Source organism: Halorubrum alkaliphilum (assembly GCF_017873815.1).
Lineage (GTDB): Archaea > Halobacteriota > Halobacteria > Halobacteriales > Haloferacaceae > Halorubrum > Halorubrum alkaliphilum.
In genome coordinates, this window is the sequence record NZ_JAGGKQ010000001.1 from 107,056 (window position 1) to 121,880 (window position 14,825).

A 14,825-nucleotide genomic window follows, 5' to 3' on the forward strand; every position below is an offset into this window, starting at 1 on the left:
GACTCGTTGGTTCGGTATATGGAGCTCCGTCGACTCGTCCGAGGGAGCGTCGGGTGGGCCGAGCTGGAGTCAGTCGTCCGCGAACTGGCGGACCGGTACGATCGGGAGACGGTGCGCGTGGAGTTCCTTGACGCCGACAACTGGCTGTCGACGCCGATGGTGATCGACGACGATCTGTTCGTGAAGGTGATCACCAAACAGAACACCCTCGTTCACACGCTGTTCACGACCGGCCGGAACCTCGGGGCGTTCTCCGCGGGGACGGAGGGATTCTTCGAGCGCTACGAGACGCCGTACGAGATGGCGAACCACGAGCTGGAGGCGACTCGGAAGGTCCGTGAGATCGGCGTCAACGCGCCGGAGCCAATAGAGGCGCTGGAGATCGGCGGTCTCGGCGTCGTCGTGTTGGAGTACCTCCCGGACTTCCGGACGCTCGACGAGGTCGATCACGAGCGCGAACGCGAACTCGCCCCGGAGCTGTTCGCGACGCTCCGGCGGATCCACGACGCCGGACTCGCCCACGGGGACCTCCGCGCGGAGAACGTGTTGGTCCTCGACGACGAGCTGTACGTGATCGACGCGACGAGCGTGAGCGAGGGCGGCCGGGAGGACGCTCGCTCATACGACCTCGCGAGCGCGCTCGCGGCGCTGGAACCGCTCGTGGGGGCTTCCGTCGCGGTCGACGCCGCCCTGACGAGCTACGATCCCGCGGAGCTGCTCGCGGCAGACCGATTCCTCGATTTCGTCGCCATTCGCCCCGATCACGACTTCGACGCCGCGAAGCTGAAAGGCGAACTCGAGAAACGAGCGACCTGATCGTCGGGCTTCGATCCGTGTCACTCCGGAGTCGCGTCGGACGGTCCGTCCGCCGGCGACGCTCGCTCACGGCTGACGATCCAGATCCCGACGGCCATCAGCGTCCCGCCGACCAGGAACCCTCCGCCGAGGTGCTCCCCGAGGAGCACCGCACCCAGCGCCGCTCCGACCGCGGGTTGAGCGAAGAAGAAGACGGCGACGGTTCCAGCGGACACATACTCCAATCCCTTATACCAGAGATACCAAGCGGCGGCCGTCGACGCCACCCCCAGATAGAGGACCGTCGCGACCGACTCGACCGTCACCGGAACGTCCGCCGGCGAGATTCCGAGCGCCCACAGCTCGCCGGCGGCGAGGATAGCCAACATCGGCACGCTCGCGATCGAGGAGTACGTCGCCGCTTCGAGCGCGCCGTAGCGTCTCACGACGTCTACTCCCCAGACCGTGTATCCGGCCCACGCGACGCTCGCGACGACCAACAACCCGACACCGAGGAGGTTGTCCGCGGCGAGCGCCGATAGGTCGTACTGGCCCGCGAGAACGACGACGGTGCCGACCCCGGCGACGGCCATTCCGGTCGCTTTCGCCGTGGTGACGCGCTCGCCGAGGACCATCGCACCCAGCAACACCGTAAAAACCGGCGTCAACACGGTCAGAAGCGATCCCTGACTCGCGTTCGTCAGTTCCGTGCCGACGAACTGTGTCAGGATCGTCAGGGTCACCCACCCACCGAGCGCGAGAAACCCCGGCCAGTCCGCACGGGACGGGGCCCGTCGACCGCTGGCGAGGGCGACTGCCGAGAGGACGCTCGCGCCGAGCACGACGCGGAGAAAGCCGAGCGTCACCGGCGGGATCAGCGTGAACCCCCACTTGCTGACGACGTACATTCCGCCCCAGAGCCCCGCGGCCACGAGGGGAGCCAGCGCGAAGACGTACCGGCCGAGGCGACCGGTCATCCTCCGAGATAGAGCTGTGAGACCTCCTCGTCGTTCAATAACGTGTCGGGAGTACCGTCGAACCGGACCGTGCCCTGATCGAGGACGTACCCCCAGTCGGAGATGCCGAGTCCTTTCGTCACGTTCTGTTCGACCATCAGTATCGCCGTGTCCATGTCGTTGACCGCTTGGACGTCCTCGAAGACGTCGTCGGCGGTGTTCGGTGCGAGCCCCGCCGACGGCTCGTCGATGAGGAGCACGTCCGGCTCCATCACGAGCGCACGGGCGAACGCCAGCACCTGTCGCTGTCCGCCCGAGAGGGTTCGCGCCTTCGCTCCACGCTTCTCGTCGATGATCGGGAACCGATCGTAGAGCCGGCCGATGACTTCGTCGAGGTCGTCGTTGCGGGCGACGCCACCCATTCGAAGGTTCTCTTCGATGGTGAGCGAGCCGAACACGTTGTCCGTCTGCGGGACGTAGCCGATCCCTTCCCGGACGATGTCCTCGGGAGCCATCCCGCCGATGTCGCGACCGTGATACTCGACGGTGCCCTCCCACGGCGTCAGCATGCCGAACGCCGTCTTGAGGACGGTCGATTTCCCCGCACCGTTCGGTCCCACGAGACAGACGATCTCGCCGGCGTTGAGGTCCATGGAGAGGTCGTCGAGCACCTGTACCTCGCCGTAGCCGCTGTCGACGTTCGACAGCGAGAGCACGGGGTCGGAACCGGTCCGTTCGGCGTCGGTCGGCTCGACACCGGCCTCGTCGCCGGCGGACGCGTCGCTCATGCCCCACCCCCGAGGTATGCCTCGATGACGCGGTCGTCGCTCCGAACCCCGTCGGGCGTCCCCTCCGTGAGCACGTGTCCCTGATCCAGAACGATGATCGGGTCGGCGAGATCCATCACGAACTCCATGTCGTGTTCGATGAGGACGAACGTGGTTCCCTGCTCGTGGAGCCGGCGGATCTGTGATTTGAGCTTCTTCGCGAGCGTCGGGTTCACCCCCGCGACCGGTTCGTCGAGCAGTAGTACCTCCGGCTCCGCCAACATCGCGCGCGCCAGCTCGACGAGTTTCATCTGCCCGCCGGAGATGTCCGTCGCGGGCTGTGTCGCGAGGTGGTCGATCTCGAACTCCTCCAGTATCCGTTCGGCCTCGGCGAGGTTCGCGGACTCGCTTTCGGCGACCGTCCCCGGCGACGTAAACAGCGTCAGGAACGACTCGCCGGGCTGGTTTCGCGGCCCGATCAGCATCGCCTCCCGGACGGTCATCCCCTCCAGCTTCCGCGGGGTCTGGAACGTCCGGATGAGCCCGTGTTCGGCGACCTTGTACGGCTCCATCCCGGTCACGTCGGTCCCGTTCACCGTGACGGTACCGCCGTCAGGCTCGTAAAAGCCGGAGATCAGGTTGAACAGGGTCGACTTTCCGGCACCGTTCGGGCCGATGAGTCCCGTGATCGTCCCGCGTTCGACCTCGAACGTCGCATGGTCCGTCGCCGTGAGCCCACCGAACGACTTCTGGAGGTCGTCGACGCGGAGGACGACGTCGTCTTTGTCTTCGACCGCGCCGACCTGTGGGGTTGCGGTCACGTCACTGCTCTCCGTCGCCACCGTCGATTCGGGTTGATCACTCATCGTTGTCGCCTCCGTCGTTTCCGTTGCCTCCGCCGCCTCCGCTTCCACCCTTCCGTTCGCGCACGCCGCTCGTCGGGCGCTCCGGCGTGCTCGATCCCTCGATCGCGCTCGGCCAGATCAGTTCGCGCTGTGGCGGGAGCACGCCTTGCGGCCGGAATCGCATCACGAGCACGATCAGCAGGCCGATCAACAGCAGCCGCAACGGTGCTCCGTCGATCGGGAACCACGCGAAGTCGTTGAGGAACCGTGACCCCTCGCGGATCGCGACGACGACGAAGCCGCCGAGCAGCGCGCCGCGGTTCGAGCCGCTCCCGCCGAGAATCACCGCGACCCACACGTAAAACGTCGTGATCGGGTCGAGGTCACCGGGGTTGACGAAGAGGTTGAGATGCGCGTAGAAGACGCCCGCAAGCGCCATGATCACGCTGCCCAATACGAACGCCTGCATCTTGAACGCGAAGGTGTTCTTTCCGAGCGCCTTCGCGAGGTCCTCGTCCGACCGAATCGTCCGCAACACGCGGCCCCACGGCGACTGCTGTGCTCGGCGGAGCACGAAGAACGCGCCCCCGAGGAACGCGAGCAACAGCGACACGTTGAGTAGTTGTCGCCAGAACTGCGTGCCGAGCGTGATCGGGGATCCCACGACGATCACGATCTCCAGAGTGGGCATCGTCTGTGGGAACGTTCCGAGCAGCGGCCACCCCTCGAAGAAGCTCGGGATCCCGCGGATCCCGGCGCTGCCGTTCGTCCACTGCCGCTCGTTGCGGAGGAAGAGCCGGATCACTTCGGCGAGACCGAGCGTCGCGATCGCCAGATAGTCCGCCCGGAGCCGGAGCGTCGGGACCCCGATCGCGACCGCGACGATCGCGGCGACGAGCAGGGCGACGATGAGACCGATGAGCGGACTGAAACCCCCCGCAATCGGCGAGTTTCCGGCCGTCATCAGCGCTGCGCCGTACGCGCCGATCCCGAAGAACGCGGCGACGCTGAAGTTGATCAGCCCGCCGAATCCCCACTGGGCGTTCAGTCCGAGCGACAGCAGCGCGTACATCCCGGCCAGTCCGAACAGGAACAGGAAATACGACGGGCCGAGCCGACCGGCCGCGAGCGAGAGGAGCAACGCGAGGGCCACGAACCCGAGGACGACGCTCACGAGCACCTCCGTGAACGTCAATTCGTCGCCGAGGGTCCGCGGATCGAATCGGGACACGACTACACACCCCCTCCCTCGGCGGTGTCGCCCGCGATCCCGGTCGGTCGTACGAGCAGGATGGCCACCATGATCAGAAAGGCAACCGCCTCAGCGTACTCGATACCGATCGGGACCCCGACGCGGGAGAGCAGCGGCGTCATCTCGACTATCATGCCGATCAGAAAGCCGCCGAGCACCGCGCCGTACACCGAGCCGATCCCGCCGAGGATCACCGCGGCGAAGACGACCAACAGGAGATTGAACCCCATCCGAGGGGAGAGCTGATTGAACAGGCCGAGGAACGCGCCACCGGCCCCGGCGAGTCCGGCACCGATGACCCACGACCAGAGCTTGACTCGGTAGGTCCGGATCCCGCTCACCCGGGCCAGATCGGGGTTGTCGGCCATTGCTCGCATCTTCCGTCCGAGGTCGGTGTGTTGTAAGAGGACGTGAAGCCCGGTTACGAGCAGCGCCGCCGACAGGACGGTTGCGAGGTCGTGAGCGGTGATCAACACGCCGTACTGCTGGAGGCTTTCGATCGGCCGCAGCGACGGGATATCGTACCGAACCGTGTCGGCACCGAACCCCATCTGGATTAACGCTCGATAGATGAACGCGATGCCGATCGAGGTGATCAGCAGTCCGATCGAGCCGACGTCGAGCGCGTCGTACACCATCCGCTGTGTCACGACGGCAACGACCGCGGCGGCGGCGATTCCGACACCGACGGCCGCAAAGAACCCGAGCGGGACGCCGAGGATCGTGAACCCGACGCCGCCGATGAGCCCGAACGCGACGAGCGTTGCGTATGCTCCAACGGTCATGGTGTCTCCGTGTGCGAAGTTCGCGAAGCCGGCGATGCTGTATATCAGTGAGAGGCCGATGCTCGCGAGGACGATGATGCTGCTGTAGACGACGCCGTTAGCGGCTAACTCGATGACGGACATGGACGGGAGGGGTTACGACTCCCGGAACTCGATCGACACGTAGTCGTGGTCTTGGACCTCGAAGACGACGAGACTTCCGCGCGGGTCGCCGTTCTCGTCGAAGTCGATCGGCCCGCTGACCCCCTGGTAGTCCACGTCATCCGGCGTGCCGCCGTCGTCGAGGATCGCGTGGGCCTCCTCGTAGGTGAACGCCTCCTCGCCCTCTGGCCGGGTGACGTCGCGGACGACCTCTCCGAGGGCGGTACCGGTGAACTCGTCGGCGGCCTGGATCGAGAGCGCCGCCGTGACGACGCAGTCGTACGCGAACGCCGACCACGCGGTCGGCGACTCGCCGAACTCGGCCTCGAAGTCGGCCGCGAACGCCTGGTAGTTCTCTTGGTCTTCCGGCGCGGCTGGTTCGACCAGCTTCATGCCGTTCATGCTCCCCTCCGGCGTGTTGGCGAGGACGGTGTCGCCGCGGTTGGAGTCCGCGCCGTACAGCTGCGGCTCGTAGCCGCTCTCGAACATGTTCGTCACCATCGTCGAGAACTCCTGTTGGTAGGTGATACAGAGCCACGCCTCCGTCCCGGAGCCGTTCATCTCCGAGACGAGGCTGCCGTAGGAGGCCTGCTCGCCGTCGTGGGAGCTCTCGTAGACGATGTCGCCGTCGTACGCCTCCGCGAACGCGTCATAGAGACTCTCGCCGAACTCGTCGTTGATGTAGGTGACCGCCACCTCGTCGTAGCCGTCCTCCGCGATGATGTCCGCCAGCGCGACCGACTGCGTCCGACCGCTCGGAGACATCCGAAGCAGTCCCGGGAAGTCGGTCAGGCCGAGTCCGGTCGAGTTCTGGCTCAACTGAACGACGTCGGTGTCCTGGATCACGCTCTCGTAGATCGACAGCGAGACGCCGGAGCCGACCGCCCCGATCAGGAACGGAACGCCGTCCTGGTTGACGAGCTTCTGGGCGGCCGCGACGCCCCCCTGACTCTCGCTTTCGGAGTCCTCGACAATGATGTCGAGTTCCCGCCCGTTGACGCCGACCTCGTTGACGTCGTCGAGCGCGAGCTCGACGGCGCGCTGGTTCCGTTCGCCGAAGTCCGCCAGCGAGCCGGTCAGCGAGTCGACCATTCCGATCTCGTAGACGTCGTCGTCCCCATTGTCGTCATCGGGCGTGCCGATACACCCCGCGAGCGCGAGGAGTCCCGCTCCGCTCGTCGCTTTCAGTACCGTTCGCCGACCGGTTCGTTCCGTGGTATTTCGTGTCATAGATGTGCTGTACGGTGGGTGGAGGTTTCGGTACCTCAATCCCTACCCGTCCATGGTCGGCGATGCCATATTCCGTCGCCAGTTGAAGAAATTATTGCCGGATACAGTTAATTCCACAGAGCAGTTCAGAAACAATTGGTCGGGTGCCCCTATATGTCGTGTGGGCTCGTATCGACGGTATGATCCCGCCGATCGCGAGCAACTTCGTTGCCGGGGAAACGCCCGAGGCAGCGTTGGCACACGTCGAGGCGCTCAACGACCGCGGCGTGGCCGGCATCCTGAATCTGCTCGGCGAACACTACACGGAGCGCCCGCCGGCCGACGCGGACGCGGACGCGTACGTCGACCTCGTGAGGGCGATCGCCGACCGCGGCGTCGACGCCTGCGTTTCCGTCAAGTCGAGTCAGATCGGTCTCGACATCGATGACGATGTCTTTCGAGAGAACCTCGCACGGATCGTCGATGCGGCGAACCCGGCCGACCCGGACGCCGCGGACCATACGACCGACGGTACCTTCGTCTGGATCGACATGGAGGACCACGAGACCACGGACGTCACTCTGGACGCGTTCGAGCGTCACGCGATCGAGACCGACGGCAACGTCGGCGTCTGTGTACAGGCGAACCTCAAGCGCACCCACGAGGACCTCGAACGCCTCGCCGACCTGCCGGGGAAAGTCCGTCTGGTCAAGGGTGCGTACGACGAGCCGGCTGCGATCGCTTATAAAGAGAAGTCACGCGTCGACGAGTCGTACCGAGAGTGTCTCGCGTACATGTTCGACGCGTTCGACGACGGGATCGCCGTCGGGAGCCACGACCCTGCGATGATCGAGTACGCGGCCGAGCTACACGCCGAACACGGGACCGACTACGAGGTCCAGATGCTGACCGGCGTGCGGGAGTCGGCGCAGTTCGAACTCGCGGCCGACGGTGTCGAGGTCCACCAGTACATCCCCTACGGATCCAAGTGGTTCTCGTACTTCTATCGTCGGATCCGCGAGCGAAAGTCGAACGCGCTGTTCGCACTCCGGGCGATCGTCGGGAACTGAACCGGGAAAACGGGTCGCAACGACGACTGATCCAGCGGTGTCGCAACGACTACGGATCCAGCAGCTTCGACTCCGCCTTCCGGAGGTGTTCGAGCAGCGTCGTCTTCGACACGTCGAGGTCGGCGGCGAGTTCGCGCGTCGACGTTTCGCGGGGCCATTCGTAGTACCCTTCCTTTCGTGCGTGCTCGTACACCTCCCGCTGGGCCGTCGTGAGAGTATCGAGCCGCGCTTCACGCGCGGTCCGTCCGGCGTATCCCGTCGACGACATCGACTCGACGCTCACCTCGGCCCCGGAGTCGGCCATTACCCCGTCGAGTGACTCGCGGATCTCCGTCCGCTCCCCGACGAAACACACCTGCCACTCCTCGCGGCCGTCCTCGATCCGAACCGGGGCACTGTGGACGAAGCCGTGTTCCAACAGCGTCGGACACACCATGTCCGCGGGATCGTACTCCAGAAAGAACTCCCGGACGACGTTGCCGGGCGCGTCGCGTGCGCGTCCGAACCGCTCCTGTAGCTCGTGGAGATCGCCCGCGCGATCCGACTCGCGTATCGCGTCGAGCAGCGCCTCGACCTCCTCGTTCGTGTCCGCGAACGCGGTGAACAGCCCGTTCACCGAGTTCGGGGTGTTTCCCCGTGCCTTCGGCGTGTTGTATATCGCATGTGCGAGCACCCCACCCCCAGTTCGTTCCGTCGCCTCGATGGCCCAGCAGTTCGGATGCCACAGGTCAAGCGTGAGACGGGTCCCTTCCCACTCGCCGATTCCAGTCGCGTCGGACGTAGCCATTACGACCAGTTCTATGGCACCCCGTCACAAAGACTTTGCCGACCATGGTCGGGTGGGATATTTGACCGTAGGGTCGGCACGTATAGACCATGGCAGACGTCTATCGACACTACATCGACGGCGAGTGGGTCTCCGGCGACGGCGACGAGACGTTCGAGAGCGAGAACCCCGCGACCGGGGACTCGCTCGGGGAGTTCGAGCGAGGGACTCCCGCCGACGTCGACCGCGCGGTCGACGCCGCGGACGCGGCGTTCGAGGAGTGGCGAGAGCTCTCCCGGATCCAGCGTGCCGAGTACCTCTGGGAGGTCTACCACGAGCTACGCGACCGGACCGAGGAGCTCGGTGAGATCGTTTCCAAGGAGTGCGGCAAGGAGATAAGCGAGGGCAAAGCTGACGTAGTCGAGGCCGCCCATATGGTCGAGTGGGCGGCGGGTGACGCCCGCCATCCGAAAGGCGACATCGTCCCCTCGGAGATCCCGGCTAAGGACGCGTACATGCGCCGGAAGCCGCGCGGCGTCACCGGCTGTATCACGCCGTGGAACTTCCCGGTCGCCATCCCGTACTGGCACATGGCCATCGCGCTGGTCGAGGGCAACACCGTCGTGTTCAAACCCGCGGAGCAGACGCCGTGGTGCGCGCAGGTCGTCGCGGAAATGTTCGCGGACGCCGGCCTTCCGGACGGCGTGTTCAACATGGTTCAGGGCTTCGGCGACGCCGGAAACGCCATCGTCGAGAACGACGATGTCCCGACGGTCCTCTTTACGGGGTCCGCCGAGGTCGGCCACCACATCCAAGACAAACTCGGCGGCGTCCCCGGCAAGCGCGCCGCCTGTGAGATGGGCGGCAAGAACGCGATCGTCGTTACGGAGAAGGCGGACCTCGACGTCGCGGTCCACTCGGCCGTGATGTCCTCGTTTAAAACGACCGGCCAGCGCTGCGTCTCCGCCGAGCGACTGATCGTCCACACCGATGTCTACGACGAGTTCACGGAGCGGTTCGTCGAGATCGCCGCGGACGTCGCGGTCGGCGACCCGCTTCAGGAGGACACGTTCATGGGACCGCTCGTCGAGCAGGAACACCACGAGAAGGTCGCCGAGTACAACCAGCTTGCCCGCGACGAGGGCGTGAACGTGCTCGTCGACCGGACCGAACTCGATCCCGACGAGATCCCTGACGGCCACGAGGACGGCCACTGGATCGGCCCGTTCGTCTACGAGGCTGACCCCGACGCCGACCTCCGATGTATCCACGAGGAGGTGTTCGGCCCGCACGTCGCGCTGCTCGAATACGACGGTGACATCGAGCGCGCCGTCGAGATCCAGAACGACACCGAGTACGGGCTGGCCGGCGCGATCATCTCCGAAGACTACCGGCAGATCAACTACTACCGTGATCGTGCCGAACTCGGGCTCGCGTACGGGAACCTCCCGTGTATCGGCGCGGAGGTTCAGCTCCCGTTCGGTGGCGTGAAGAAGTCGGGCAACGGCTATCCCTCGGCTCGTGAGGCGATCGAGGCGGTAACCGACCGCACCGCGTGGACCCTGAACAACTCGAAGGACATCCAGATGGCACAGGGGCTTTCGGCGGATATCAAGACACGAGACGAGTGAACGCCAGTACGCCGCTACAGATATCGGCTACCTGTTTTTAACTGCGGCGCGTATCGGTTCCGCAACCGTCGAGAGCGGTGGCTGCGCCAGCGCCGGCTTCGCGACGATCCGCTCTCGGGGGCGGCCGACCGGCTGCGGAACGCGTTCGGTGTCCACGAGTCCGGCGTCGATCAGTTGTCGCTTCACCCGCGTGAACGTGGAGGGGCTCCCGAGTCCGGCGTCCTCACAGCCCCGCCGGAGATCGTGATCGAGGACGCCGTGACGAGCGCCGACGACGTACGCGCGGATCCGTGGACCGACGACGTCGTCGCCCGAGAGGTCGGGGGCGGCATCGAGGATACGGATCACGTCGTCGGCCACCATCGGCCCACAACGCTCGACGAACGCGTCATATATCCGGTGTCGACTCGGCGTCCGGAGCCGATTCGCGGGGGCGTCGTCGACGACGCCGACGTACCGGTCCCGGAGGCTCGGGTCGTCGCCGACGCGGTGTCGCGACCGCGTTTCGTCGATCGGGGTCTCATCCACGTCGTCTCCGTCGTCCTCGACGAGCACGCAGCCCGTCGCTTCCCCGGCGAGGACGACGTTCGGCTGTGGCTCCGCGAGCGTCAGGAGATCGACCGTGCCCGGTTCGGTCAGCGCTGCGAGGCGGCTACTCGCGTGGAACCCGTCCGTAACGGCGTCGACCACGCCTTCGGCAGCGAGCACCGTGAGCGTCGGCAGATCCGGTGTGTCCGTCAGAGGCCCCGTCTCTTCGGCGGCGGCGTCCCTGAGAGCGTCGAGATCCGGATCGACGATATCGGGGTACGCGTCACGGTAGGTCCCGATCACGGCGGCCAGAAGCGGTGGGTCGGGATCGACGAGTAGCGGATCCGAGCGCTCGGCGAGGGGTATCGACCCGTCGGCGAGCTGGACGGACGGGCCGGTGGGCATGCGTCCGAGTTCGGGCCGCCGGGATTAAGCGTGACGCTCCGAGGTGATCACCTCGGGGGTGACGAACGCCGATCCAACCTCGATCCATCCGTGGTCTCACGGGCCGGTTTCCGCTGACTCGCTTGACGGCCGTGACCGGTACGAGCGGGCGGGTACACGATCGATCGGCTCTCGATGCCGGGAGGAAAGGTTAAAATCGTTCCCGCGTCTCGCACGGGTATGTCATACCGCACGGAAACGGACATCACCCGGCGGACGTACTTGAAATTGACCGGCGCATCAAGCGCGGTCGGGCTGACCGGCGTCGCCGGCTGTCTCGGCGACGAGAGCGACGTTATCACGCCCGGGACGGCACCCGGCTTTCCGCCGTTCGAGATGCGCGAGGACGGCGAGTTGATCGGCTTCGACATCGATCTGCTCGAAGCCGTCGTCGGCGAGACTGACTACGAGCTCGGCGAATGGGAAACCTTCGAGTTCGACGGGCTCATCCCTGCGCTCACCGCGAACGAGGAGATCGACGTCATCGCCGCCGCGATGACTATCACCGAGGACCGGCAGGAGACGATCGCCTTCTCGGATCCGTACTGGGAGTCGGACCAAGCGGTCCTCGTTCGCGAGGGCGGCGACTTCCAGCCGACCGAGTGGGCCGACTTCGAGGGCCGCCCGGTGGGAGCACAGTCCGGAACCACCGGCGCGGACCAGGTGAGTCAGAACCTGATCGATCCCGGGATTATCGACGAGGACGACTACTCCTCGTACGGCAACTACGTGTTCGCGGTCGAAGACCTCGAGAACGCCAACATCGACGCCGTCGTCATCGACCTCCCGGTCGCGGAGACGTTCGCGGCCCAGCGGAACGTCGAGATCGCGTTCATCGAGGAGACCGGCGAGGAGTTCGGGTTCGGCCTCCGGCAGGGCGAATCGGAGTTCCAGAGCGCGCTCAACGACGGGATCGCGGCCGTCCGCGACGACGGCACCTATGCGGAGATAACCGACCGCTGGTTCGGGCAGGAGTAGGATGTCCGTGGGTGCGGCGCTGGCGCTCGTCGCAGTCGTCGCGGCCGATAGCGTTACCGCCGGTTCGATCAGCGGGATCGAAGCCGGCACGAGCGTGGTCGGCAGTGCCACCGTCCCGTTCCAAGGGGATGCCGTCGACGACTGGGCGTTCGTGTTCCGGAACATGGACTACCTGCTCGGCGGTACGCTGGTCACGATCGGGCTCACCGTCGCATCGATCCTCCTCGGGTTCGTCGTCGGCTTCCCGGCGGGCGCGATCGAAGTGTACGGCGACGGGATCCTCAAGCGACTCGTCTCGGCGGCCGGCGTCGTGCTCCGTGGCACGCCGATCGTCGTCATCCTCGTCGTCGTCTACTTCGTCATCGGGGTACCACAAGTAAACCTCGGCGTCTATACGCTTTCCTCGGCAGTCATGGCCGGAATTCTCGGACTTGGGTTCCGTAGTGCGGCCTACCAGTCACAGATATTCCGGGCCTCGCTGGCGAGCGTCGACGACGGGCAGCTGGAGGCCGGACGGGCGATCGGGCTGTCACAGTTCGAGGCGGTCAGACACGTCGTCGTACCGCAGGCGCTCCGGCGGTCGATCCCGGGATTTCAAAACGAGTTCACCATCGTGTTGAAGGACACGAGCATCGTGTTCGCGATCGGGCTCGCGGAGCTTCTGACCCGCGGGTACGACCTGTTCGCCGAACAAACCACCGCAGTGTTGGAAGTCATCCTCGTCATCAGTGCCATCTACTTCGTCCTCACGTTCACCACGAACCGCGCGCTCGACTATCTCGGCGACCGCTACGCCATCCCCGAGGGTGAGGCCGCGTGACTGACGAGTCGTTCCTCGAGGTGACCGACGTCTCGAAGTGGTACGGCGACGAGCAGGTGCTTCACGACGTGTCGTTCGAGATGGATCGTGGGGACGTCACCGTGCTCATCGGACCGTCCGGATCCGGGAAGTCGACGATGCTCCGGTGTGTCAACCGGCTCGCCGAGGCACAGGAGGGATCGATCCGGCTCGACGGCGAGGACGTGCTCGCTCCGAGCACCGATGTCGACGATCTCCGGCGTGAGGTCGGAATGGTGTTTCAGGGATTCAACCTGTTCGCACACCTCTCCGCGGTCGGCAACGTCGCGCTCGGTCCACAGCGTGTGCTCGGACTATCGAAGGCTGAGGCGCGAGACCGGGCGACCGACCAGCTCGAACGCGTCGGACTCGGTAACCAGCTCGACTCGTACCCGGCGGAGCTCTCCGGCGGCCAACAACAGCGGGTCGGCACCGCGCGGGCGCTCGCGATGGAGCCGAAGCTCATGCTGTTCGACGAGCCGACGAGCGCGCTCGATCCCGAGCTGATCGGGGAGGTGTTGGAGGTGATGCACGACCTCGTCGAAGCCGGGATGACGATGCTCGTCGTCACCCACGAGATGAGCTTCGCCCGCGCGGTCGCCGACGAGATCGTCTTCCTCGACGCGGGACGGGTCGTCGAGCGTGGGCCGCCCGAACAGCTGTTCGAGAACCCCGAAAAGGAGCGGACCGACCGCTTCCTCGACCGGATCGCGAGCCACGACTGATGGCGGGCGCGACCCAACCCGCGGCGATCCGTCGACGTGCGGCCGAGTCCGACCTCTCCGTCGGTCGGGTTCTCCTCGTCACTGCCGGGGCGCTGTTCTGGGGCTGGCTCGTCGCGAGCTGGCTGAACCGGTGGCTCGGCGGCGTCGTCGTGCCGGTCGGCGAGCCGTTCGTTCGGCCGGCGACGGTCGAGACGGCGCTGGCCACGCTTCCCGGCCTCGCTGCGTATGCGGAGCCGATCGGCTTCGCCGTCGGCATCTCGCCGGAGATCGCCCGCGGGGCGTGGCTCACGATCGTTATTACGACGGTGAGTCTGTTTATCGGCTTTTTCATCGCCGTACCACTGGCAGTCACACGAGTGTACGGCCGCTACTCCGCGTACCTCTCGCTCGGGTACACCGAGCTACTCCGCGGGACGCCGCTTCTGGCACAGTTGTTCGTGCTCCACTTCGGGTTGAACCTCGGCGCGTACGTTCCCGGAGCGCTCTCCGGCGTGTTCCCCCGAAACGTCGTCTGGGTCGCGATACTCGGATTCACGCTCAACGGGGCGGCCTATCAGGCGGAGTACATTCGGGGCGCATTGGAGAGCGTCGAGGAGGGACAGATCACGGCCGGTCGCGCGATCGGGCTCTCAAGGGTGGAGACGATATACTACGTGGTACTGCCGCAGGGACTGCGCTACGCGATCCCCTCGTGGACGAACGAGTTCATCTATCTTATCAAGTACTCGTCGCTGGCGGCGTTCATTACGGTCCCGGAGCTGTACTACCGAGCCGACCAGATCGCGGCGTCGACGTTTCGCTACACGCTCATCTTCGCGGTGACTGGTCTCGCGTATCTCGCGTTGGTGCTCACGGCGTCGAAGCTCATGGAAGCGGTCGAAGCACGCGTCGCGATCCCCGGCCTCGGTGCTGATCGAGGACGGTAGTGCGCCCCGAAGCCTGATCACCGCGAGCGGTCCGAATCCAGTACCACGCTCCGCGATCGTTTGCTTGGACACACACCACTCGATACCTCATGAACGACCGCGACATCATCCCGATGGACTCACTCCCCCTCTCGATCCAACCGGTTCTCGACGAGCAGCGACGACGGCG

Annotated in this window: 15 protein-coding genes; 7 read left to right on the plus strand and 8 right to left on the minus strand. The window is 65.7% G+C overall.

Features of this window, described 5'->3' with window-relative positions:
* The first annotated feature begins 18 nt into the window (after positions 1-18).
* Complete coding sequence (locus tag J2751_RS00515) at positions 19-816, plus strand: RIO1 family regulatory kinase/ATPase domain-containing protein (RefSeq protein WP_209482505.1); 798 nt, start codon at positions 19-21, stop codon at positions 814-816.
* 20 nt (positions 817-836) lie between these two features.
* Here J2751_RS00515 and J2751_RS00520 read toward each other — a convergent pair whose 3' ends face one another.
* The 6 genes from J2751_RS00520 to J2751_RS00545 are packed head-to-tail and all read right to left on the minus strand — an operon-like array spanning position 837 to position 6,771.
* Positions 837-1,772 (minus strand): DMT family transporter, encoded by a 936-nt coding sequence (locus tag J2751_RS00520; RefSeq protein WP_209482506.1) that lies wholly within the window; start codon positions 1,770-1,772, stop codon positions 837-839.
* Positions 1,769-2,539: an ABC transporter ATP-binding protein gene (locus J2751_RS00525; protein WP_209482507.1), complete on the minus strand. Its 771-nt coding sequence runs from the start codon at positions 2,537-2,539 to the stop codon at positions 1,769-1,771. Before J2751_RS00525 ends, J2751_RS00520 begins: the two co-directional genes overlap by 4 nt.
* Positions 2,536-3,384 carry an ABC transporter ATP-binding protein gene (locus J2751_RS00530; protein ID WP_245202522.1) on the minus strand — a complete coding sequence of 283 codons (849 nt, stop codon included), beginning with the start codon at positions 3,382-3,384 and terminating at the stop codon, positions 2,536-2,538. The genes J2751_RS00525 and J2751_RS00530 overlap by 4 nt, the downstream gene beginning before the upstream one ends.
* A complete protein-coding gene (locus tag J2751_RS00535) occupies positions 3,377-4,543 on the minus strand; it encodes a branched-chain amino acid ABC transporter permease (RefSeq protein WP_394357369.1) in 1,167 nt (388 codons plus the stop codon). The genes J2751_RS00530 and J2751_RS00535 overlap by 8 nt, the downstream gene beginning before the upstream one ends.
* A 53-nt stretch (positions 4,544-4,596) precedes the next feature.
* A complete protein-coding gene (locus tag J2751_RS00540; protein WP_209482508.1) occupies positions 4,597-5,523 on the minus strand; it encodes a branched-chain amino acid ABC transporter permease in 927 nt (308 codons plus the stop codon).
* A 12-nt stretch (positions 5,524-5,535) separates the two neighbouring features.
* Positions 5,536-6,771 (minus strand): ABC transporter substrate-binding protein, encoded by a 1,236-nt coding sequence (locus J2751_RS00545; RefSeq protein WP_209482509.1) that lies wholly within the window; start codon positions 6,769-6,771, stop codon positions 5,536-5,538.
* Positions 6,772-6,950: 179 nt separating this feature from the next.
* On the opposite strand from J2751_RS00545, the gene J2751_RS00550 reads away from it, so the two are divergent.
* Entirely contained in the window at positions 6,951-7,820 is an 870-nt protein-coding gene (locus J2751_RS00550; RefSeq protein WP_209482510.1) for a proline dehydrogenase family protein, read from the plus strand.
* A 49-nt stretch (positions 7,821-7,869) separates the two neighbouring features.
* On the opposite strand, the gene J2751_RS00555 is transcribed toward J2751_RS00550, so the two are convergent.
* Positions 7,870-8,607 carry a helix-turn-helix domain-containing protein gene (locus J2751_RS00555; RefSeq protein ID WP_209482511.1) on the minus strand — a complete coding sequence of 246 codons (738 nt, stop codon included), beginning with the start codon at positions 8,605-8,607 and terminating at the stop codon, positions 7,870-7,872.
* Positions 8,608-8,696: 89 nt separating this feature from the next.
* Between J2751_RS00555 and J2751_RS00560 the strand changes: the two genes are divergently transcribed.
* Positions 8,697-10,217 carry an aldehyde dehydrogenase family protein gene (locus tag J2751_RS00560; RefSeq protein WP_209482512.1) on the plus strand — a complete coding sequence of 507 codons (1,521 nt, stop codon included), beginning with the start codon at positions 8,697-8,699 and terminating at the stop codon, positions 10,215-10,217.
* 27 nt (positions 10,218-10,244) lie between these two features.
* Here J2751_RS00560 and J2751_RS00565 read toward each other — a convergent pair whose 3' ends face one another.
* Positions 10,245-11,150: a transcriptional regulator TbsP domain-containing protein gene (locus tag J2751_RS00565; protein WP_209482513.1), complete on the minus strand. Its 906-nt coding sequence runs from the start codon at positions 11,148-11,150 to the stop codon at positions 10,245-10,247.
* Between the two features lie 219 nt (positions 11,151-11,369).
* Here J2751_RS00565 and J2751_RS00570 point away from each other — a divergent pair, with 219 nt between their 5' ends.
* Genes J2751_RS00570 through J2751_RS00585 form a run of 4 tightly spaced genes read left to right on the plus strand, consistent with a single transcriptional unit; the run spans position 11,370 to position 14,656 of the window.
* The gene (locus J2751_RS00570) at positions 11,370-12,167 is read left to right on the plus strand and encodes a basic amino acid ABC transporter substrate-binding protein (RefSeq protein WP_209482514.1); all 798 of its coding nucleotides are present in this window, start codon (positions 11,370-11,372) and stop codon (positions 12,165-12,167) included.
* Position 12,168: 1 nt separating this feature from the next.
* Positions 12,169-12,987, plus strand: coding sequence for an amino acid ABC transporter permease (locus J2751_RS00575; RefSeq protein WP_209482515.1), 819 nt, complete (start codon positions 12,169-12,171; stop codon positions 12,985-12,987).
* The gene (locus tag J2751_RS00580) at positions 12,984-13,730 is read left to right on the plus strand and encodes an amino acid ABC transporter ATP-binding protein (protein WP_209482516.1); all 747 of its coding nucleotides are present in this window, start codon (positions 12,984-12,986) and stop codon (positions 13,728-13,730) included. The genes J2751_RS00575 and J2751_RS00580 overlap by 4 nt, the downstream gene beginning before the upstream one ends.
* Complete coding sequence (locus J2751_RS00585; RefSeq protein ID WP_209482517.1) at positions 13,730-14,656, plus strand: amino acid ABC transporter permease; 927 nt, start codon at positions 13,730-13,732, stop codon at positions 14,654-14,656. The genes J2751_RS00580 and J2751_RS00585 overlap by 1 nt, the downstream gene beginning before the upstream one ends.
* Positions 14,657-14,825 lie beyond the last annotated feature (169 nt).